The sequence below is a fragment of the Streptomyces xanthophaeus genome, from assembly GCF_000725805.1.
Classification (GTDB): Bacteria; Actinomycetota; Actinomycetes; order Streptomycetales; family Streptomycetaceae; genus Streptomyces; species Streptomyces xanthophaeus.
Window position 1 is genome coordinate 1 of sequence record NZ_KL647139.1, and the last position, 21,772, is coordinate 21,772.

14 protein-coding genes and 2 pseudogenes are annotated in these 21,772 nt (G+C 74.4%); 10 read left to right on the forward strand and 6 right to left on the reverse strand.

Translation table 11 applies throughout. The features are described from left to right. Positions 1-147: pseudogene (locus IO30_RS0139745) on the forward strand (ectoine/hydroxyectoine ABC transporter ATP-binding protein EhuA); the annotation flags it as partial. Positions 148-263: 116 nt separating this feature from the next. Here IO30_RS0139745 and IO30_RS48250 read toward each other — a convergent pair. Next, positions 264-358 (reverse strand): annotated as a pseudogene (locus IO30_RS48250) (SAM-dependent methyltransferase); the annotation flags it as partial. A 105-nt stretch (positions 359-463) separates the two neighbouring features. Here IO30_RS48250 and IO30_RS0139750 point away from each other — a divergent pair. Continuing rightward, complete coding sequence (locus IO30_RS0139750; RefSeq protein WP_031151564.1) at positions 464-1,093, forward strand: CGNR zinc finger domain-containing protein; 630 nt, start codon at positions 464-466, stop codon at positions 1,091-1,093. Here the strand turns inward: IO30_RS0139750 and sodX are convergent. Next, positions 997-1,419 carry a nickel-type superoxide dismutase maturation protease gene (gene sodX / locus IO30_RS0139755; RefSeq protein WP_031151566.1) on the reverse strand — a complete coding sequence of 141 codons (423 nt, stop codon included), beginning with the start codon at positions 1,417-1,419 and terminating at the stop codon, positions 997-999. The two genes, IO30_RS0139750 and sodX, sit on opposite strands and share 97 nt — an antisense overlap. Positions 1,420-1,589: 170 nt before the next feature. On the opposite strand from sodX, the gene sodN reads away from it, so the two are divergent. Continuing rightward, on the forward strand, positions 1,590-1,985 hold the full coding sequence (sodN, locus tag IO30_RS0139760; RefSeq protein WP_031151568.1) for a superoxide dismutase, Ni: 396 nt from the start codon (positions 1,590-1,592) through the stop codon (positions 1,983-1,985). Between the two features lie 141 nt (positions 1,986-2,126). On the opposite strand, the gene IO30_RS0139765 is transcribed toward sodN, so the two are convergent. After that, the gene (locus IO30_RS0139765) at positions 2,127-2,312 is read right to left on the reverse strand and encodes a DUF6104 family protein (RefSeq protein WP_010061466.1); all 186 of its coding nucleotides are present in this window, start codon (positions 2,310-2,312) and stop codon (positions 2,127-2,129) included. Positions 2,313-2,431: 119 nt separating this feature from the next. Here IO30_RS0139765 and IO30_RS0139770 point away from each other — a divergent pair, with 119 nt between their 5' ends. The 7 genes from IO30_RS0139770 (at position 2,432) to fxsT (ending at position 15,629) form a co-directional block, all read left to right on the forward strand. Then, the gene (locus IO30_RS0139770; RefSeq protein WP_031151571.1) at positions 2,432-4,504 is read left to right on the forward strand and encodes a VMAP-C domain-containing protein; all 2,073 of its coding nucleotides are present in this window, start codon (positions 2,432-2,434) and stop codon (positions 4,502-4,504) included. A 22-nt stretch (positions 4,505-4,526) separates the two neighbouring features. Further along, positions 4,527-5,546, forward strand: a complete 1,020-nt coding sequence (locus IO30_RS0139775; protein WP_031151573.1) for an AAA family ATPase — start codon at positions 4,527-4,529, stop codon at positions 5,544-5,546. 6 nt (positions 5,547-5,552) lie between these two features. Continuing rightward, positions 5,553-9,479, forward strand: coding sequence for an SAV_2336 N-terminal domain-related protein (locus tag IO30_RS42535; protein WP_051902870.1), 3,927 nt, complete (start codon positions 5,553-5,555; stop codon positions 9,477-9,479). A 99-nt stretch (positions 9,480-9,578) separates the two neighbouring features. Beyond that, positions 9,579-9,779 carry an FxSxx-COOH cyclophane-containing RiPP peptide gene (fxsA, locus tag IO30_RS41550; RefSeq protein WP_031156031.1) on the forward strand — a complete coding sequence of 67 codons (201 nt, stop codon included), beginning with the start codon at positions 9,579-9,581 and terminating at the stop codon, positions 9,777-9,779. 122 nt (positions 9,780-9,901) lie between these two features. Then, positions 9,902-11,233: an FxsB family cyclophane-forming radical SAM/SPASM peptide maturase gene (locus IO30_RS0139790; RefSeq protein WP_237403412.1), complete on the forward strand. Its 1,332-nt coding sequence runs from the start codon at positions 9,902-9,904 to the stop codon at positions 11,231-11,233. Next, entirely contained in the window at positions 11,230-12,504 is a 1,275-nt protein-coding gene (locus IO30_RS0139795; protein WP_051859649.1) for an aKG-HExxH-type peptide beta-hydroxylase, read from the forward strand. The genes IO30_RS0139790 and IO30_RS0139795 overlap by 4 nt, the downstream gene beginning before the upstream one ends. Positions 12,505-12,578: 74 nt before the next feature. Next, positions 12,579-15,629: an FxSxx-COOH system tetratricopeptide repeat protein gene (gene fxsT, locus IO30_RS0139800; RefSeq protein ID WP_078904954.1), complete on the forward strand. Its 3,051-nt coding sequence runs from the start codon at positions 12,579-12,581 to the stop codon at positions 15,627-15,629. A gap of 75 nt (positions 15,630-15,704) precedes the next feature. Here the strand turns inward: fxsT and IO30_RS0139805 are convergent, their stop codons facing one another. The 3 genes from IO30_RS0139805 to IO30_RS0139815 all read right to left on the reverse strand — a co-directional run bounded on the left by IO30_RS0139805 (position 15,705) and on the right by IO30_RS0139815 (position 21,707). Next, positions 15,705-19,622 (reverse strand): multifunctional oxoglutarate decarboxylase/oxoglutarate dehydrogenase thiamine pyrophosphate-binding subunit/dihydrolipoyllysine-residue succinyltransferase subunit, encoded by a 3,918-nt coding sequence (locus IO30_RS0139805; protein WP_031151581.1) that lies wholly within the window; start codon positions 19,620-19,622, stop codon positions 15,705-15,707. Between the two features lie 259 nt (positions 19,623-19,881). Further along, entirely contained in the window at positions 19,882-20,970 is a 1,089-nt protein-coding gene (locus IO30_RS0139810) for a HAMP domain-containing sensor histidine kinase (RefSeq protein WP_031151583.1), read from the reverse strand. Next, a complete protein-coding gene (locus IO30_RS0139815) occupies positions 20,967-21,707 on the reverse strand; it encodes a response regulator transcription factor (RefSeq protein WP_031151585.1) in 741 nt (246 codons plus the stop codon). Before IO30_RS0139815 ends, IO30_RS0139810 begins: the two co-directional genes overlap by 4 nt. Positions 21,708-21,772: the final 65 nt, after the last annotated feature.

Consider the following 21,772-nt stretch of genomic DNA (forward strand, 5'->3'; position numbering starts at 1 on the left):
ACCCACGAGATGGGCTTCGCCCGCGAGGTCGGCGACAACCTCGTCTTCATGGACGGCGGCGTCGTCGTCGAATCGGGCAACCCCCGAGACGTCCTCGGCAACCCCCAGCACGACCGCACCAAGGCATTCCTGTCCAAGGTGCTCTGACCCACAGCACACACCGGCACACGCCCGGCAGACGCCCGAGGGGCGGTACGGACACCCGTACCGCCCCTCGCGCATGCCCGGGCCGACCCGGAACACCAGGCGCAGGCGGCCCCGCCGGTGGTTTCCGGGAACCACCGGAGGGCGTGGTCCGTAATACTTCCCGTACCGCACGCGAGGTCCGGGACCCGGGGAGGGCAGGGCCGGCCAGGGCCCCGGCCCTGTCCGGATCAGCCGTCACGAACTCCCTCGTTCGTAATACCCTCGAACCAGTCTCGGTCGTTACCGGGGCACTAATCCGCAGCCGTAAGGACTACAAGTGGAACTGGCCCATTACTCGGACTACGCCGTGCGCCTGGTCAACACCGAGGAGCCGGCCCGCAACAAGGACTCGCTCACCTCGGTGGACGCCGTCCGCGCCCTGTTCGGCGCCAGTGTGCAGATGGCGCGCCGCGTCACCGACACCGACGTCACCCGCTTCCGCAACGTCCGCGGCCGGCTGCGCACCGTCTTCGAGGCCGCCGACGGCGGCGACCACGCCCTCGCCGTCGACCTGCTGAACTCCCTGCTCATGGAGTTCCCGGTCAGCCCGCAGATCAGCGGCCACGACAGCCCCAGCCCCGACGGCAGCCCGCACTGGCACATCCACCTCGCCGACCACCCCTCGAACGCCTCAGCGGGCTACGCCGCCATCGCGTCCATGGGCCTGGCCTTCCACCTCACCGAGCACGGCGCCGACCGCCTCGGCCTGTGCCAGGCGGCGCCCTGCCGCAACGCCTACCTCGACACCTCCACCAACCGCTCCCGGCGCTACTGCTCCGACCGCTGCGCCACCCGGGCGAACGTGGCCGCCTACCGCGCCCGCAAGCGGCGCGAGGCCGAGGGGTCCGCCCAGAGCGGCCGCAGCGCCGACACCGCCCAGGACAGCCGCGCCCTCAGCGAACGCTGATCAGGGGCGGCCGGCCGGAACCGCAGCACCGCCGTCGCCAGCACCAGCTCGTCGGGCACCGCCCCGTAGACGGTGCTGTCGCCGGTCTCGTTGTACGGGTTGTCGCCGAGCACCCACCACGAGCCGCCCGGCCGGCGCTCCACCGCCCGCTTGACGACCAGCAGGTCCTGCTGGAACGGGTGCCGCAGCACCACCACGGCACCCCGGCGCACGGACGCCCCGTAACGGACCACCAACCGGTCCCCGTGGAGCAGCGTCGGCACCATCGACGGCCCCGTCACCTCCAGCACTTCGAACGCAAACCGTCGGCGGCGGTTCTCCACCATGCGACCTCCTCATCCTTCCCGCATGCTGCCGCACCGCCCCGTACGTTCGCTCACCGGTCCGACCGCGCGGCTGGACTTTTGTCCTAAGCCCATGGGGGCGACCGCGAAATCCGGTTCCCCAGCGAGTAATCTCCCCCTTGAGAAGACGATCACGAGGAGGACACACTCCAATGCTTTCCCGCCTCTTCGCCCCCAAGGCGAAGGTCTCCGCCCACTGCGATCTGCCGTGCGGCGTGTACGACCCTGCCCAGGCCCGCATCGAGGCCGAGTCCGTCAAGGCCGTGCAGGAGAAGTACCAGGCCAACGACGACGCCGACTTCCGCGCGCGCGCCATCACCATCAAGGAGCAGCGCGCCGAGCTGGCCAAGCACCACGTCTCGGTGCTGTGGAGCGACTACTTCAAGCCGCCGCACTTCGAGAAGTACCCGCAGCTGCACGCCCTGGTCAACGACACCCTGAAGGCCCTCTCGGCCGCCAAGGCGTCGAACGACCCGGCGACCGGCCAGAAGGCGCTCGACCTCATCGCCGAGATCGACCGCATCTTCTGGGAGACCAAGGCCGCCTGATCCGGCGACCTGGACCACCCCTTGCGCTGCTGGTCAGCGCAGACGAGAACGGCCCGACTGCTTCGCGCAGCCGGGCCGTTCCCGCGTGCCGCGGGCCCGCAGGCCACGGCACGGCCGGGCCCGACGGCCCGGCGGGGGTGACTACTCGTCCTCGTCGTCCTCGTCGTCCAGCCGGGCCAGCCAGGTGGCCAGGCGTTCCACCGGGACCTCGAAGTCCGGGTTCAGGTCGACGAAGGTGCGCAGCTGCTCGGCGAGCCACTCGAAGGTGACCTCCTCCTCGCCGCGCCGCTTCTCCAGCTCCTCGATGCCGCGATCGGTGAAGTACAAGTCGGGCTCCGTGCCGTGATGGGGGTGTTTCCCGCCAGGATAATCCGCGGGCACCCGAAGCCCTCCCGCCCCCGGCGCCCCCGGCGCTAGCCTGAATGCCTCACGAGCGGGGGGCGCGGATGACACAGGGGCGCACGACCGGCTCGACGCGCGCCTACGAGCTCCTCGAACCCCTCGTCCAAGCGGCGACCGTACGCGTCCACGCGCCCCCGGACGGGTATGGAACCCCCGGGACCGGGCCCACCTGGGGGAGCGGCTTCTTCATCGCTCCGGGCTGGGTCCTCACGTGTGCCCACGTGGTCGGTGAAGGGGGGGCCGCCGTGCGGCTGACCGGGCGCGAGGTCGGCATCACCTTCCAGTCCGGCCGGTACGCCGGCAACCGCGCGGCCACCGGCACGGTCACCGGCCGCGTGGAATGCGTCCTGCCCGAACGGCTGGACGACCGCCGCCCCGCCCCGCGGGCCCTGTGGGACCTGCCCGACCTGGCCCTCGTCCGGGTCCTGGCTCCCGTCTCGCACGCCTGCGTCTGGCTGACCGACCGCTCCCGGCCCCGCTTCGACGACGTCGCCTACTTCGGCTGCACCGAAGACCTCGGCACGCCCGAGATCACCGGCCGCACCACCCGACTGCGCGGCACCGCGGGCAACGGCGCAGCCATCCGCCTCGGCGACGACGACGAGATCGCCCCCGGCATGTCCGGCGGCCCCGTCGTCGACCTCGCCCGCGGCGAGGTCGTCGGCGTGGTCAAGGCCCGGCGGCCCGCGGGCGGCGGCGGGCTGGCCGTCTCCGTCGTCCAGCTGCGCACCTTGCCCACCGCCGGGCGCGGCCAGACCGGGCTCTACCGCCGGGTCCTTCAGGCCCACGACCTGCACCACTACGACCAGCACCTCAGCGACCTGAACACCCGCCGGACCTGGACCGACGTGCACGGCGAACTCCCCCCGCCGGACGGCGGACCCCACGGCGGCCGCGCCCGGCTCACCCCGGGCGAGCGCACCACCCTGTGCGGGCTGCTCGCCGAACTGCCCCCGCCCGGCTCCTCGGAGGTCGTCCGGGCCCTGGTCGAGGCGGCGCGCGGCGAGGAGCCCGACCCGCACCCGCCCGCCCCGCTGAGCTGGCGCGACGGCCTCGGCCTGCTGTACGACCCGCCCGACGGGGCGGGGGAGGCCGCCGCGGTGCTCCGCTACGCGACGGACGTGAGCGTCGCCGACCACCGCGAGCCGCCCACCCCCGGCGCCGACGAGGAGCTGTGGGACTGGGTCCGCGCCACCGCCGAACGGCTGTGGCGGCCCCTGCGGCGGGAGCTCGGCGAGCGGCACGAACGGGGCCTCGCCGAACGCGAACGCCGCCGCCGGGCCGCCGCCGGACGGACCGGCCGCGGCCCGGCGCGGCCCGCCGGCGGGCTCACACCGGGGGCCTCGGTCCTCCTGGAGGTGTGGGCGCACGGCTGGGAGGACCTCTACGACTGGCGGGTCTCGGTCCTCGCCGGCCCGGCCCGCCCCGGCCTGGTCACCCCGGTGGACTCCGGCGTACGAGCCGCCCCCGCCCGGCTGCCGGAGGCCCTGCGGGCCCCCCTCGCCGAAGCCTTCCGGCGCTGCGACACCCACGAGGCGGCGGCCCTGCTCGAAGTCGCCGTGGAACCCGAGCTGTTCGGGCTGCCCGTGGACGAGTGGACGCTGGTGGGCGGGGCGCCGCTGGGCGTCCAGCGGCCCGTGGTGCTGCGCCGCCCCGTCGGCTGCCCCGGCCCCGACGCGGCCGCCCGTTGGGCGCGGGTGCAGACCGGCCCGCTCCTGGACGAACGGGCCGACTGCGTACGGGGCCGGCCGCGCAGCCCCTCCCCGCAGTGGCTCGCGGCGCTCGCGGACAACACCGTGCCCGTGCACTGCCGGGCCGCCGCGCTGGAGCCCACGCTGGGGTCACTGCATGCCGTACGGCAGGCCGGGTACGGGGTGGTGGTCTGTCGCCGCCCCCCGGCCGACCCGGGGGTGTCCTGCGCGCCGTTCCACCGGGGGCTGCGGGAGGAACTGGCCGAAGCGGGCCGGGCGCAGGCGCTGCCGCTGCGCCTCCAGGCGCTGCGCGGGAGGGCGTACGGCGCGGACCCGGACGCGTACTGGGCGGCGGGGACCGCACTCGTGTGGGACGACCCGGCGCGGCCCCTGCCCGAGGACGAGCCGCTCCGGGGCGACCTGTGAGCGGCAGGAGGGAGCAGCACCCATGAACGACGAATGGCTCATCTACCGGGGTGTCGGCGAGCCCCACGACGGGATCGACGCCCTGCCCGACCCGCCGCCGTGGCGGGACTTCGACGGCGGGCCGGTCGGCGAGCCGGGCGGCCCTGCGGGGGAGGGCGCCGCATCGGACGGCTCCGTCGCCCGGCGGCTCGGGGCGCACCGGCAGGCAGCCGAGCTCCACCGGCCGGAGCCCGAGGAACTCGACGCCGTCAACGCGGCGCTGTACCTGCGCCGCCCCCTGCTCGTGACCGGCTTCCCCGGCACCGGCAAGTCCACCCTCGCGCACGCCGTCGCCCACGAGCTGAAGCTGGGCAGGGTGCTGCGCTGGCCCGTGGTCTCCCGGACCGTGCTCCAGGACGGCCTCTACCGCTACGACGCCATCGCCAGGCTCCAGGACGTGCAGATCGCGGCCGGCGGCGGCGCCCCCGGCGGGGCGCCCGGCATCGGCAAGTACATCCGCCTCGGACCGCTGGGCACCGCCCTGCTGCCCACGGCCCGCCCGCGGGTGCTCCTGATCGACGAGCTCGACAAGAGCGACGTCGACCTGCCCAACGACCTCCTCAACGTCCTGGAGGAAGGCGAGTTCACCCTCCCCGAGCTGGAACGGGTCGCCGACACCGAGCCCGAGGTGCAGGTGCTCACCGACGACGGGGCGAAGGCGACCGTCCAGGACGGCCGGATCCGCTGCCGGTCCTTCCCCTTCATCATCCTGACCAGCAACGGGGAACGGGACTTCCCGGCCGCGCTGCTGCGGCGCTGCATCCAGCTCCGGCTCGGACAGCCCGGCGAGAAGCGGCTCGCCACCATGGTCCGGGCCCACCTCGGGGAGGAGGCCGCCCGCCTCGGGGCCGACCTGATCCGGGAGTTCCTCAGCCGCTCCCAGACCGAACTCGTCGCCGCCGACCAACTGCTCAATGCCGTCTACCTCACCCACTACGCCGCCCCGCCCACCCGCGAGGACCTCGCCGACCTGCTCATCCAGCGCCTCGACCGCCCGAGGTGAGGCGACGTGCCCATCCGTGAACTGGCCGCCCTGCTGCGCGCCGCCGGGATCGACCCGACCGCCGAGGAGCTCGCCGACGCCCTCTGGCTGGCCGGGAAGATCGGCCGGCCCGGGCCGGCCGGGCCGGAGGTGGCGCAGCCGGCCGTACAGGCGGATGCCGAAGATCCGGTCAGCCTGCCCGGGGAGCCCGTACGCGGGACGGAGCCGGCCCGTCCGGAGGCTGAGGAACCGGTCAGCCTCTATGCCGCCGGAGAGCGCCGCGGCGCGGCCGCCGGTAGCGAACTGCCGGAAGAGGTGGGCGTACCCGTACGCGTGCCCCGCGCTGCCGCACTGCCGCGGATCCTGGAGATCCAGCGGGCCCTGCGCGCCCTCCAGCGCCACCGTGCGCCCGGCCCGCCCACCCGGCTGGTGCTCGACGAGGCGGCCACCGCGGAGGCCAGCGCCCGGGCCCTCGGGCTGATCATCCCGGTGCTGCGCTCCGACAGCCGCCGCGAGGCGACCGCCCGGCTGGTCATGGACGCCTCCCCGTCGATGGCGGTCTGGCAGGACATGTTCGAGGAACTGCGGTCCGTGTGCGAGCGCCTGGGCGCCTTCCGGGACGTACAGGTCCACTACCTGCACAGGCTCGCCGACGGAACGCCCGCGCTCGGCCGCTGCCCCCTGCCCGCCGCGGGCCTGCGCTCGGGCGACCAGCTGCGCGACCCGACCGGACGGGCGCTGACCCTGCTGGTCTCCGACTGCACCGGACCGCTGTGGCGCGAGGGCCAGGCGCAGCGGCTGCTGCACCGGTGGGCCGAATGCACCCCCTGCGTGGTCGTCCAGCCGCTGCCGCAGCGGCTGTGGGGCCGCAGCTGGCTGCCGACCGAACGGGGCAGGCTCTCCCGGATCGAGGGCGGCGGGGGGAAGCTGAAATTCCGCTCGGACCGGCCGCCGCGCCCCGGGCGGCCCGACGGCGGCCTGGCCGTGCCCGTGCTGCCGCCGAGCGCCAGTGCGCTCGGCGCGTGGGCCCGGCTCGTCGCCGGGCTCGGCACCGGCCCCGTACCGGCCGAGGTGGGCCGGGTGCTGGCCGCGCACCCGTCCGCCCCCGCCCCGCCGCCCGCCGCCGCACGGCCCCCGCGCGAGCTCGTACGGCGCTTCCGCTCCTCGGCCGCGCCGCGCGCCGTCCAGCTGGCCGTGTACCTGTCCGCCGCCCCGCTGACGCTGCCCGTGATGCGGCTGGTGCAGCGCACGATGCTGCCGGACTCCGAACCCTCGGATCTGGCCGAGGTGCTGCTGAGCGGACTGCTGCGGCGCAGCGGACCGGCTCCGGCCCAGTGGTACGAGTTCGTCCCCGGGGTGCAGGACGTCCTGCTGGGACCGCTCGGGCGGGACGAGGCCGCGCTGGTGCTCAAGCACTGCTCGGAGTACGTCCTGGCGCATTTCGGCCGCGGCGTGCGCAATTTCCCCGCCCTCGCCGTCTCCCAGCTGACCGGGGCGCCGGCCGGGGCGGACCCCGACGGCCCGCAGGAGCCCGAGCGGCTGCCCGCGGGGCCGCTCCCGCAGGCCTTCGCCCAGGTGTCGGCCAAGGTCGTACGCCGCTACCTGCCGGACGTCCCCGGCCTGCCGGGCACCACCGCGGGCGACGGCCCCGAGGCGCGCCCGGCCGCCCGTCTGGCCGCGCCGGCCGCCGACGCCCCGGCGGCCGGCCGGGCCTGGGCGGTACGCACCGCCCGGGACCGGCTCGCCGACGCGGAGGCCGAGGCGGACACCCGCGCGCTGTACGAGGCCGTGGCGGTGCTGCGCCGGGCGGTCGCGGCCCCGGCCGGGCCGGAGGACCCGCCGGAGGAGGCCGAGACCGAACTGGCTCAGGCGCTGCTGCAGTTGTGGGCGGCCGAGGGCGGCCCGGAACTCCTCGCCGAGGCCGAACGGGCCGTGACCGGGCTGGTCACGGCCCCGGCCCGGCTGGCCCGCGGCCGCGCCCTGTACGAGCGGGCCCTCGCGGGGGAACCCGACGCGGAGCTGCTGGCCGCCGCCGACCGGGAGTTCGCCGCGGCGGGCGCCGTGGCGGACCCGGCCGGCCCGTTACGGGGCGCCTGCGCCGTGCGGCGGGCGCAGACCCTGATCAGGCTGAGCGAACTCCGCGACGACCCGGGCGCGCTCCGCGAAGCCCGAGCCACCCTGGAACCCCTGGCAGGCCCCGCCCCGACGCCGGGCCGCCCTCCCGCCCCGCCCCCAGGCGCGGCCACAGCCCCCGGCGCGGGCCCTGCCTCGGGCCCCGGCTCGGGCCAGGGCTCGGGCCCCGGCTCGGGCCCTGCCTCGGGCCCCGGCTCGGGCCCAGGCTCCGCCTCGGGTGCGACTCCAACTCCTGGCGTGGGCGGGCCCGCCCCGGCCCCGGGCCGTTCTCCGGCCGGAGCCTCCGCCCCCGGCACGGCCTCTGCCCCGGGCACGACCCCGACCACCGGCGCGGGCCCCGGCGCGGGCGCGGCCACTGACCCGGGCGGGGCCCCGGCCCCTGGCCCGGGCCCCGCCTCGGCCACTGACCCGGGCGGGGCCCCGGCCCCTGGCCCGGGCCCCGCCTCGGGTGCGGCCCCGGGCGTGGGCCCGGCCCCCGGTCCTGCCTCGGGCCCGGGCCCGAGTACGGGCGGGGGCTCTGTTCCGGGCAGTGGCTCTGGCCCGGCCCCTGCTCCTGGACAGGCCGCTTCCCCGGGCGCGGGCCCCGCCTCGGGCGCGGCCCCGGGTCCCGGTGCCGGCGAGGGCTCCGGCTCCCCCGCTGCCGCGGGCGAGGGCCCTGCCCCGGGTGCGGCCGCGGACCCCGGCCCTGCCTCCGGCACGGGCACGGGCACCCCCGTGGGGGGTGGAGGGCGGTCCGGGGGCGGGGCGTACGCCGGGGCACGGTCGTACGCGCGCGCCGGGGCCGAACTGCACCTGGCGCTCGGCCGGGTGCTGCTCGCGCTCCTGGCCCGCACCTCCGACCCGGCCGAGCGCACCGAGCTGGCCTTCGAGGCCGCGGCCCGGCTGGTCGTGGACCCGGCCGCCGCCCGCGAGGAGCGGGCGCGGGTCCGGGTGGAGCGGGCGACCGCGCTGCGCCACCTGCCCGGCCGTCTGGAGGAGGCCTCCGGCCAGCTCGCCGCGGCCCTGGAGGAGGCCGCCGGCGACCCGGAACTGCGGGTGGCCGCCCTGGTCGGCACGGCCCGGGTGCACAGGGCCCGCTACGAACGGGACGGGGACCCGGCCGCCCTCCAGGATGCGGCCGAGGCCTACGGCCGGGCCCGGCGTCTGATCCCCCGCGACGCGGAGGCCTTCGGGGAACTGCTGCCCGAATGGGGCGAGGTGCTCCTGGCCCGGGCCCGGACCCCGGGCGGCCGCAGCTCCAGCGGGGCCGCCGTGCGGGTGCTGCGCGAGAGCCGGGCCGCCGTTCCGCAGTCCGACCACCGGGCCGCGCACCGGCTGCTGCGGCTCGCCGCGGGCCTTCGGCTCCGCCACACCTACGAGGGTGACCTGGTGGACCTGCGGGAGGCGGAGCACCTGCTGGAGCTGGCCGTCCGGCAGAGCCGCAGCCCCCTGGAGCAGGCCCGCGCCTGGTGGGACCACGGGGACGTCCAGCAGGAGATCCACGCCCACACCCGGGCGGCGGACCGGCTGGACCGGGCCGCGGACTCCTACCGGCGGGCCTGGCGGGCCGCCCTGGACGCGGACCGGGACGGCCCCCAGGAGCACCGTGAACACCGCGAGCACCACGGCAGCCAGGAGAGCCGGGACGCCGCCGTCCGGCTGGCCGCCCAGGTGCAGGAGCTCCGCGGGGAAGTGCTGGAGCGGCTGGCCAGGCCCCGGGCCGCGCTGGACGCCTACCGCTCCGCACTGGAGCTGTGGACCCGGCTCGGCCCGGACACCGGCGTCGACGACCGGCACGAAGCCCTGCGCGCGCGGGTACGGGTCCTGGAGGCGGGGCTCTGAGGAATCCGCCGCGGAGCCCGGTCCGCCGTTTCCGTGGACCGGCCACGGGGAAAGGGCAGGGGACCGCCGACGCCGATACGACAGGGGGACGCGCGAGGCATGGTGACCAAACGCCAGGACGGGTCCGGCGCGACCCCCCGGACGGAGTGCCCCGGGCGGCTGCCGGACCTCTCCGGGCTGGATCTGGCCGCGCTGCGCCGGATCGACCACCCCGTACTCGCCCAGGTGATCGAAGGCATGGTCGAACGGGTGACCCACCCGGCCGAGATCCTGAACGCCTTCGACTCCGGAGTTGTCTGATCCGTCCCGGCCGCACGCGACTTGACCACTTTCCGCCGTTAGCCGGGACCGTCCGCCGGGCAGGGATGGACCGTCCCCCGGGCATGCCTCCCGGCGGCAGCCGGGGGAGGGAGGTGCAGGCGATGAGGCGAGCGATCACGACCGACCCCGCCCTGCCCGATCCCTCGGGCCCCGGCGGCCCCGCCACCGGCCCCGCCCCGCGCCGGGCGGCCCCCGACCCCGCCGCGGTCGACCGGCGGCACGCCGCCCACGCCCCCTGGCCCTACACCCGCCTCGACGTACCCGCGCTGCGCGCCGCAGGCCACCGCCCGCACCCGATACGGCAGTTCGTCCTCAAGACCCGCAGCCGCTGCAACCTCGCCTGCACCTACTGCTACGTCTACGAGATGGCCGACCAGAGCTGGCGCACCCAGCCGTCCACCATGACCCCGGCCACCGTCGCCCGGGCCGCCGAGCGGATCGCCGAACACGCCGCCGCCCACCGCCCCGCCCGCATCGACCTGGTCCTGCACGGGGGCGAGCCGCTCCTCACCGCACCCGCCGGGCTCGCCGCACCCGTCGACGCCGTCCGCGCCGCCGTGGCCCGCGCCGCGCCCCGCACCCGGGTCACCGCCACCGTCCAGACCAACGGCACCCTGCTCACCCGCGGCCGCCTCGCCGCACTCGAAGCCGCCGGGATCCGCGTCGGGGTCAGCCTCGACGGGGGACTGCCCGCGCACAACGCCCGGCGCCTGGACCGCTCCGGGCAACCCGGGTTCGGCGCCGCCGCCCGCGGGCTGCGGCTGCTGGCCCGGCACCCGCACAGCTACGCCGGGGTGCTCTGCGTCGTCGACCCCCGCCAGGACCCGGTGGAGACCTACGAGTCGCTGCTCGCCTTCGCCCCGCCCACCCTCGGCCTGCTCCTCCCGCTCGCCAACTGGAGCTCCCCGCCGCCCTGTCACCGCCCCGGCGACCCCACCCCGTACGCCGACTGGCTCGTCGCCGTCTTCGAACGCTGGTGGCACGACGCGGTGCGGCGCACCCGCATCGGCATGTTCGAGGAGATCATCGCCCTGCTGCTCGGCCTGCCCGCCGCCACCGAGACCCTCGGCCTCGCACCCGCCACCACCGCCGTGATCGAGACCGACGGCTCCATCGAGCAGGCCGACTCGCTGAAATCGGCCTACGAGGGCGCCGCCGCCACCGGCCTGACCCTGGACACCCACAGCTTCGACCAACTGCTGGACCACCCCGGGCTCGCCGCCCGCCAGCTGGGCCGGGAGGCGCTCGCCGACGGCTGCCGGGCCTGCGCACTCGTGGAGGTGTGCGGCGGCGGCCACTACCCGCACCGCTACCGGGCCGGGGAGGGCTTCCGGCAGCCCTCCGTGTACTGCGCCGACCTCACCGCCCTGATCCGGCACGTCGCCGCCGCCGTGCACCGCGCCGCAGGCGCCCCTCCGGCGGCCGCCTCGTGACCGCACCGCTCGCCGCCTTCGCCGTCACCTCCTCGACCCTGCGCGCCCTCGGCTCCGGCGAACCCTCCGCGGACGGCACCCGCCTGGTGCGCGACGTACGCCGCTCCAAGCGGCTGCTCCTGCTGCGCGCGGTCCTCGACGGCGCCCCCGGCGGCGCGGCCGGGGAGGCCGCCGACCACTGGGCCCTGCTGGAGGCGGCCGAGCGGCGGGACCCGCGCGCGGTGCGCGACGTACTGCACTACCCGGCCACCGGGGTGTGGGCCGAGGAGACGCTGCGCCGGCTGCACGCCCCGTACGGACCCGCCCCCGACCTCGCGCACCTCGGCGCCCTCGCCGCGGCCGCCGCGCTGCGCTCCGGGATCTCCTTCACCCTCACCCTGCGCCCCGTGCAGGGCAAGCTCCTGCTGCCCACGCTGGGGCTGCTGCGGCCGGACCGGCCCGGCCCGGCCACGCTCACCGAACGCTCCTGGGACTCCGACGACCCCGCGACCCTGCCCCTGCACACCCTGCCCGGGGGCCGGACCGCCCTCGACGACCTCGACCCCTACCGGGCCCCCGGCCCCGTCTTCCCCACGGCGGCCCCCGCGACCGCCTCCGTCCGCCCCGCCCGCAGGCTCACGCCCAAGGGGCACAAGCGCTGGGACACCCAGTGGACCGGCGCCCTCACCCTCCTCCAGCGGTACGACAGCGTCCGCGCCGAGGAGACCGTCCAACTGCTGCGCTCCGTCGTCCCGCTGGGCGGCGTGTCCCGCTCCCACGGCGCCACCCTCCCGGCGGCCGCGGGCTCGGTGCTGGCCCGCGCGCAGGCCCCGCCCGCGCTCGCCGCGACCCTGGTCCACGAGGTCCAGCACGGCAAGCTCAGTGCCCTCGCCGACGTCCTGACCCTGCACACCGCCGACCGCACGCCCCGGCACTGGGCCCCCTGGCGCAGCGACCCCCGCCCCCTGGACGGGCTGCTGCACGGCGCGTACGCCCACCTCGCGCTGGCCGGGTACTGGCAGCGCGCCGCCCTGTACGGGGCCCGCGGCGCCTGGGCCCAGCACGCCAGGATCCGGGCCCAGGTCGCCGCCGTCCTGCCCGTCCTGCGGGCGCACCCCGCACTGACCCCGGCGGGACGGGAGTTCACCGAGTCCATGGCCGGCGCCGAGCGGGCCATGGACGACCTGCCGCCGCCGGGGGACCAGCACGGCACCGCCCGCCGGGCCGTCGAGAGGGACCGCCGCACCTGGTGCGAGGCGCACCCCGAACTCGAACCGTTCACCCAGGTCTGACCGGGTCCGTACGGGTACCTCCTGCGGTACCTTTTCAACCCCGTCCACCGCCCGGACTCCAGGGAGACGGCCGCATGACCGGTAGCCGGCAGGACTCCAGCCCGGCGGCTGAGCCACAGCTCCAGCCGCAGCACCAGCCGCAACACCAGCCCCAGCCGCAGCGTTTCGTCATCAGCTTCGCGGGCTTCAACCGCCCCTGGGCCGTGTGGATCGCCCACCGCCTGGAGGAGCACGGCCACCGCGTCGCCCTCCAGCGCTGGGACCCCCAGAACAGCCCCGGCCTCGTGCCCGCCCTCGACGACCTGGCCCGCTCCGGCAGCCGGGTCCTCCTCGTCCTCAGCGAGCGCTACTTCTCCGCGGGCACCCCCGGCGACGTGCAGGACGCGGAGTGGAACACCGCCCTGCGCACCGTCACCGACCGCCACCCCGACCGCTTCGCGGCCGTCTGCCTCACCGACGCCCCGCTGCCCAGCGCCGTCGCCGTCCTGGAGAAGACCGACCTGTGGGGGGTGGACGCGTACGAGGCCGAGTACCGGGTGCTGCGCCGCCTGGACCTGCCCACCGAGCGGATCGGCACCGAGACCGGCCGCCGCGGCCCCCGCTTCCCCAACGACCCGCCGGAGATCTGGGGCCGCGTCCCGCGCCGCAACCCGCGCTTCACCGGCCGCAACGACGTCATCGGCACCCTGCGCGAGGCCCTGGCCGAAGCCCCGCCCGGGGCCAGCGTGGTCACCCTGCTGGGCCTCTCCGGCGTCGGCAAGACCCAGGTCGCCACCGAGTACGCCTACCGCTTCGCCTCCGAGTACGACCTCGTCTGGTGGGTCCCCGCGGAGGACCGGCCCACCCTGCGCGAACGCCTCGCCGAGCTCGCCCCCGCCCTCGGCCTGCCCCGCGGTGCGGGCAGCTACGGCGAACAGATCCGGGCCGTCCTGGAGGCACTGCGCCGCGGCTCCCCGTACCACCGCTGGCTGCTGGTCTTCGACGGCTGCGACAACCCCGACGACCTCACCGACCTGCTGCCCTCGGGAGCGGGCGACGTCATCATCACCTCCCGCAACCGGGAATGGGCCGCCCGCCACAGCAGCCTCGTCGAAGTCCCCCTCTACGCCCGGCCCGAGTCCGTCACCTTCATCCGCCGCCGGGCCCTGCGCCTCACCGCCGCCGAGGCCGACCAGCTCGCCGAGGCCCTGGAGGACTACCCCCTGGCCCTCGACCAGACCGCGGGCTGGCTCGCCGACTCCCCGCTCACCGTCGGCGACTACCTCGCCCTGCTCCAGCGCCGCCTGGACTCCCACGAGGCCGTCACCGTCTCCGACGACTACCCGCTGCCCTTCCCCACCGCCCTGGCCATACTCCTCAACAACGTCCGGGAGAACTTCCCCGACGCCCTCGCCCTGCTCCGGCTGTTCGTCTTCTTCGCCCCCGGCCCGGTCCCGCTGCGCCTGCTGCGCGAGTTCCCCGCCGACGACGTGCCCGAACAGCTCGCCGGACTCATCAACGACCAGATCCGCTGGAACGCCGCCCTCAACAAGCTCGTCCAGTTCTCCGTGGTACGCCTGGAGTACTCCGACCTGCCCGTCGAGGAGGGCGGCGGCGGCCTGGAGACCGTACAACTGCACCGCATGGTCCACGGCATCGTCCGCGAGAACCTCTCCGACGACGAGGCCGAACCCCTGGCCCGAGCCGTCCGCCAGGTACTCGCCGCCGCCGACCCCGGCCACCCCTCCGACGCCCGCCTGTGGCCCCGCTACGCCGAACTCGTCCCCCACCTGACCACCTCGGGCGTCCTGGCCAGCAGCAACCCGCGGATCCAGAACTTCCTGCTGCACTGCCTGCGCTACCTGATCCTCGCCGGGGAGTACCGCACCTGCCTGCGGCTCTGCGAGGACACCGACCGCTCCTGGCGGGCCCTGCTCGGCGAGGACCACCCCAAGGTCCGCGAACTCAGCTACCCCTACGGCGGAGCCCTGCGCAACCTCGGCCTCTTCCCCCGCGCCGGCACCCTCACCAAGGCCGTCGCCGACCGGCTCACCGGGGAACGCGGGGAACGCGACCTGCAGACCCTGCGCGCCCGCAGCGCCTACGGCGGCGTCCTGCTGTGCACCGCCGACTTCGAACCGGCCCGCGCGATCTTCGAGCACTGCCTCGCCACCTACCGCGAACTCCTCGGCGAGGACGACTCCACCACCCTCGACGCGCAGAACAACCTCGCCGCCACCTACCGGCTGCTGGGCCGCTACCAGGACGCCTACGACCTCGACCTGGACACCCTGCGCCGCCGCGAGCGCGTCCTGCGGCCCCTGCACATCTCCACCCTCGCCTCCGGCATCGCCTGCGCCATGGGCCTGCGCCTGATGGGCCGCTACCGGGAGGCCCAGACCCGCCAGGAACAGGGCGTCCGGCTCAACACGCAGGTGCTCGGCCTCGGCCACCCGCAGACCCTGCGCGCCGAACACAACCTCGGCCAGTGCCTGCGCCGTTCCGGGGACATCCCCGGCGCGGGCCTGCGGCTGCGGACCGTGTGGGAGCGGGCCACCCGCGTCTTCGGCGCCGACTACCCGTGGACCCTGATGGTCGCCTCCGACTACGCCACCTACCTCAGGGAGTACGGGGACATCGGCGAGGCCCGCCGGATCTCCGAGGACGTCGTACGCGGCTACCGCACACAGCTCGGCCCCGGCCACCCGTACAGCATCGGCACGCTCGGCAACCTCGGCCTGGTGCTGCGCGCCCAGGGCGACCGCCAGGAAGCCCTGGACCTCGCGGAACGGGCCCTGACCGGCATGCGCGCGGCCCTCGGCGACCGGCACCCCTGGACCCTGGGCTGCGCGCTCAACGCCACCGGCCACCGCAACATCACCGGCCGCCTGGAGGACGCGCTGGACCTGAGCCGGTACACCCTTCGCACCGCCGAACAGGTCCTCGGCCCGGACCACCCGATGACCCTGAGCGCCCAGATCGCCCTCGCCGCGGACCTCCGCTCGGTCCGGGAGGACGTGGAGGCCGGCAAGCACGAGGACGCCGGCATCAAGGGCCTGACCCGCACCCTGGGCGCGCAACACGTCCACACCGTCTCGGCAAAGCAACAGACCCGCCCCTACTGGGACTTCGAACCCCAGCCGTAGCCGGCCCCCGGACACGCCGGAAGGCCCGGCCCCCTGCGGGGACCGGGCCTTCCGTACTGCTGAGCCGCGCGGCGATTACGCCTCGAAGACCTCGTTCAGCAGGAGCTGCTGCTCCGCCTGGTGGCGCTTGGCCGAGCCCACCGCCGGGGAGGAACCGTGCGGACGCGAGATGCGCCGCAGGCGCTCGCCCGCCGGGACCTCCGAGCCGACCGCCAGGTCGAGGTGGTCGATCAGGTTCAGCGCGATGAACGGCCACGCACCCTGGTTCGCCGGCTCCTCCTGCGCCCAGATGTACTTCGCCGCGTTCGGGAACTTGGCGATCTCCGCCTGGAGTTCCGCACCGGCCAGCGGGTACAGCCGCTCGATGCGGATGATCGCCGTGTCGGTGATGCCGCGCTTCTCCCGCTCGGCCTCCAGGTCGTAGTAGACCTTGCCCGCGCAGAACACGACCTTGCTGACCGCGTTCGGGTCGACCGTGCTGTCGCCGATGACCGGACGGAACGAGCCGTTCGTGAACTCCTCCGCCTTCGACGCCGCAGCCTTCAGACGCAGCATCGACTTCGGGGTGAAGACGATCAGCGGCTTGTGGTGCGGGTTGTGGACCTGCCAGCGCAGCAGGTGGAAGTAGTTCGACGGCAGGGTCGGCATCGCGACCGTCATGTTGTCCTGCGCGCACATCTGCAGGAAGCGCTCCGGGCGGGCGGAGCTGTGGTCCGGGCCCTGGCCCTCGTAGCCGTGCGGGAGCAGCAGCGTGACGCCGGAGGTCTGGCCCCACTTCTGCTCGGCCGAGGAGATGAACTCGTCGACGACGGTCTGCGCGCCGTTGACGAAGTCACCGAACTGCGCCTCCCACAGGACCAGCGCGTCCGGACGGGCCAGCGAGTACCCGTACTCGAAGCCCATCGCCGCGTACTCGGAGAGCAGCGAGTCGTAGACGTTGTAGCGGGCCTGGTCGTCCGCGAGGTACTGCAGCGGGGTGTAGTCCTCGCCGGTCTCCCGGTCGATGAGGACCGCGTGGCGCTGGCCGAAGGTGCCGCGGCGGGAGTCCTGGCCGGACAGCCGGACCGGAGTGCCCTCCATCAGCAGCGAACCGAAGGCCAGGGTCTCGCCCATGCCCCAGTCGATCGTGCCCTCGTCGATCATCGACGCGCGGCGCTGCAGCTGCGGCAGCAGGCGCGGGTGGACGGTGACGTGCTCGGGGATGTTGACCTGGGACTCGGCGATCCGCTTGACGACGTCCTGGGAGATCGCCGTGTTCACGGTGACCGGGAACTCCTGCGCCACCTGCGCGGGCGCCACCGGGGCGCCGGCGGCGGGCTGCGTGGCGGCCTCGCGGACCTCCGCGAAGACCTTCTCCAGCTGGCCCTGGAAGTCCTGGAGCGCCTGCTCGGCCTCTTCCAGGGTGATGTCGCCGCGACCGATGAGGGACTCGGTGTACAGCTTGCGCACCGAGCGCTTCTTGTCGATCAGGTCGTACATCAGCGGCTGCGTGAACGCCGGGTTGTCGGACTCGTTGTGGCCGCGGCGGCGGTAGCAGATGAGGTCGATGACCACGTCCTTGTTGAACGCCTGACGGAACTCGAAGGCCAGGCGCGCGATGCGGACCACGGCCTCCGGGTCGTCGCCGTTCACGTGGAAGATCGGCGCCTCGATCATGCGGGCCACGTCGGTCGCGTACATCGACGAACGCGAGGACTCCGGGGCGGCGGTGAAGCCGACCTGGTTGTTGATGACCACGTGCACGGTGCCGCCGGTGCGGTAGCCGCGCAGCTGCGACATGTTCAGGGTCTCGGCGACCACGCCCTGGCCCGCGAAGGCCGCGTCACCGTGGAGGGCCAGCGGAAGGACGGTGAAGTCCGTGCCGCCCTTGTTGATGACGTCCTGCTTGGCGCGGGCGACACCCTCCAGGACCGGGTCGACGGCCTCCAGGTGGGAGGGGTTCGCGACGAGCGAGACCTTGATCTGCTCGCCGTCCAGGCCCGTGAAGGTGCCCTCGGCGCCCAGGTGGTACTTGACGTCGCCGGAGCCGTGCATCGACTTCGGGTCGAGGTTGCCCTCGAACTCGCGGAAGATCTGCGCGTACGACTTGCCGACGATGTTCGCGAGCACGTTCAGGCGGCCGCGGTGGGCCATCCCGATGACGACCTCTTCGAGGCGGGCCTCGGCGGCCGAGTCGATGACGGCGTCGAGCAGCGGGATGACGGACTCGCCGCCCTCCAGGGAGAACCGCTTCTGGCCGACGTACTTCGTCTGCAGGAAGGTCTCGAAGGCCTCCGCAGCGTTCAGGCGGCGCAGGATCCGCAGCTGCTCCTCGCGCTCCGGCTTGGAGTGCGGGCGCTCGATGCGGTCCTGGATCCAGCGGCGCTGCTTCGGGTCCTGGATGTGCATGAACTCGACACCGGTGGTGCGGCAGTACGAGTCGCGCAGCACACCGAGGATGTCGCGCAGCTTCATCATCGACTTGCCGGAGAAGCCGCCGACCGCGAACTCGCGCTCCAGGTCCCACAGGGTGAGGCCGTGCTCGGTGATGTCGAGGTCGGGGTGCTTGCGCTGCTTGTACTCCAGCGGGTCGGTGTCGGCCATGACGTGGCCGCGGACCCGGTAGGAGTGGATCAGCTCGAAGACGCGGGCGGCCTTCGTGACGTCGTCGTCGTGCGAGGCGTCGATGTCCCGGTTCCAGCGGACCGGCTCGTACGGGATGCGCAGCGCCTCGAAGACGTCGTCGTAGAAGCCGCTCTCGCCGAGCAGCAGGTTCGCGACGATGCGAAGGAACTCGCCGGAGGCCGCGCCCTGGATGACCCGGTGGTCGTAGGTCGAGGTCAGGGTCATGACCTTGGAGATGCCCAGCTTGTTCAGGGTGTCCTGCGAGGTGCCCTGGAACTCGGCGGGGTAGTCCATGGAGCCGACGCCCATGATGACCGACTGTCCGGGCATCAGGCGGGGCACGGAGTGCACGGTGCCCAGGCCGCCGGGGTTGGTCAGCGAGACGGTGACGCCGGTGAAGTCGTCCATCGTCAGCTTGCCGACGCGGGCCCGGCGGACGATGTCCTCGTAGGCCTGCCAGAACTCGAAGAAGTTGAGGGTCTCGGCCTTCTTGATGCCGGCGACGACGAGCTGGCGGTCGCCGTTGGGCTTCACGAGGTCGATCGCGAGACCGAAGTTGATGTGCTCCGGCTTGACCAGGGTCGGCTTGCCGTCCTTCTCCGCGAAGGAGTAGTTCATGGCCGGCATGGCCTTGATCGCCTGCACCATCGCGTAGCCGATGAGGTGCGTGAAGGAGATCTTCCCGCCCCGGGCGCGCTTGAGGTGGTTGTTGATGACGATGCGGTTGTCGAACAGCAGCTTCACCGGGACGGCGCGGACGGACGTGGCCGTCGGCACCTCGAGGGAGGCGTTCATGTTCTTGGCAACGGCAGCCGCCGGGCCGCGGAGCGTCACCAGCTCGGGGCCCGCGGGGGCCTCGGTGGAGGGCGCGGCCTTCTGCGGGGCAGCGGAGGAGGGAGCAGCGGCCGGAGCCGAGGCCTGAGGGGCAGACGCGGCCGGTGCGGCGGCCGGGGCCTGGGAGGTGACAGTCACAGCAGGGGCACCAGAGGGGGTGGCAGGAGCAGGGGCAGGAGCTGACACAGGCGGAGGGGTCGGCGCGGCACCGGGAACGGAAGCCGGTGCGGGCGCTGCGGCACCCGCCGCCCCCGTGGCGGCGGCGTCGACGGCCTGCGGGGCTGCGGCGACGGTGGTGGCGGCCTGTGCGGAGGCGCCGTCCGTCGTCGGGGACTTCTTCGGCTCTTCGGCCTTCACCGGAGCAGCAGCGCCACCCGGCTTGTAGTCGGCGAAGAAGTCCCACCAGGCCCGGTCGACCGAGTTCGGGTCCTGGAGGTACTGCTGATAGATCTCGTCGACGAGCCACTCATTGGCACCGAAGCCTGAGGCAGGGTTCTTCCCGCCCTCTGCTGCTTCGGTCGTGGTGCTCGAGTTACTGGGGGACTGTGGCGACACGGCGGCAACCGCCCTCTTCCGCTTCACAAGGTATGGACAGCGGGAATAAAGGCTACGCCTCCTGAGCCGCCAGATGCAGACCGGGCGGTACATCCGTCGCGCAGGTCACATCGAACGGCGGGTTTCACCCACCGGAATGGCGGGAAACAAGCGAGGTTCGGGTAGGGGGCACCGAGGTTGCGGCCCCCTTGGCTTCGCACCCCTGACGACCCCGGGCACGTGTGGCCGAGATCATGTCCTTTCCCACTCGAACCCTACGTCAACGCGGCGCCTGCGAGCTGCCCGGAAGCGTGACAAGGATGCGGCAGCCCCGTGACGATTCGGCCACTCCGATGTGCCCGCCGTGCAGTTCCACCGCCCACCGGGCGATCGCCAGGCCGAGCCCCGTACCGCCGTCGCCGCCGCGCGCACTGCCCCGGTTGAACCGCTCGAAGACCCGGTGCCGCTCCGCCTCAGGGATCCCGGGACCCTCGTCCCGGACCTCCAGGGCCAGGCTCCCGGGCTCCTCGCCGGCCCGGGCGCGCACCGTGACCCGGCCGTGCGCGGGACTGTGCTTGACCGCGTTGTCGACGAGGTTCGCCACCACCTGGTGCAGGCGCTCGGCGTCCGCGTGCGCCCACAGGTCGGGCGGGAAGACGTCCAGGTGCAGGTGCACGTCGTTGCGGGTGTGGCCGCCCGAGCCCGAGGTCAGCCCCGGCCGGCCGGCCGCCGCCAGAGCGGACTCCTTCAGCACCCCCGACAGGTACGGCCAGACCTCGAAGCGCCGGGCCCGCAGCGGGACCACCCCGTTGTCCACCCGGGACAGGTCCAGCAGGGTCTCCACCAGCCGTCCCAGACGCTCGGTCTGCTTCAGCATGGTCCGCATGGTCTCCGGATCGGCGGCCGAGACCCCGTCCACCACGTTCTCCAGCACCGCCCGCAGCGCCGCGATCGGCGTGCGCAGCTCGTGCGAGACGTTCGCGACCAGCTCCTTGCGGTGGCGGTCCACCGCCTCCAGGTCGTCCGCCATCAGATTGATCGTCGAGGCCAGGTCGCCCAGTTCGTCCCGGCGCCCCGCCCCGCGCACCCGGCGGGTGAAGTCACCGCGGGAGATCGCCCGGGCCACCGTCGTCATGTCGTCGAGCGGAGCCGTCAGGCTGTGCGCCACGAACTGGGTGATCAGCATCGAGGCTATGACCGAGAAGACCGTGATGAACCGCAGCTCGGTGTCCGTGCGCAGGGCCACCAGCAGCAGGCCCGTGGTGATGAACACCGAGACCACCACGAGCGTGCCCAGCTTGGTCTTGATCGAGAAGGGCGAGAAGGGACGCAGCCCCGCCCCGGACTGCTGCCCGGACCGGTCGATCATGCCTGGGCCGGGGTCTCCAGGGCGTACCCGACGCCATGGACCGTACGGATCCGCTCCGCGCCGATCTTGCGCCGCAGGGCCTTGATGTGGCTGTCGACGGTACGGGTGCCGGACGCGTCGGCCCAGTCCCAGACCTCGGCCAGCAGCTGCTCCCGGGAGAGCACCGCCCGGGGTGTCCCGGCCAGGCACACCAGCAGGTCGAACTCGGTCGGCGTCAGGTGCACGTCCTCGGACTGCACCCGGACCCGGCGCTGCGCGTGGTCGATCTCCAGGTCACCCAGGCGCAGGGTGGCCCCGCGCGGGGTGTGCGCGGCGAGCGTGGCCCGCTCGACGCGCCGCAGCAGCACGTGCACCCGTGCGGCCAGCTCGCGCATCGAGAACGGCTTCGTCATGTAGTCGTCGGCGCCGACCCCGAGCCCGACCAGCAGGTCGGTCTCGTCGTCCCGGGCCGTGAGCATCAGCACCGGAACCGGCCGCTGCGCCTGGACCCGTCGGCAGACCTCCAGGCCGTCGAAGCCCGGCAGCATGATGTCCAGCACCAGCAGCTCGGGCAGCCAGCTCTCGGCGGCGGCCACGGCGGCCGGGCCGTCGGGGGCCGTCTGCACCTGGAAGCCCTCGGCGCGCAGCCGGGCCGCGATGGCCTCGGCGATGGTGCGGTCGTCCTCGACGACGAGCACACGCCGCTGGGCGCCGGGGGTCGCCGCAGCGCTGTTGTGGGTCGTGTGTGTCTGTTCCATGTCCAGGTCCCGCCCCGTGAAGATCCCGCGTGATGGGGTGCAGCGTAGAGGAGCCACCGGCCTGC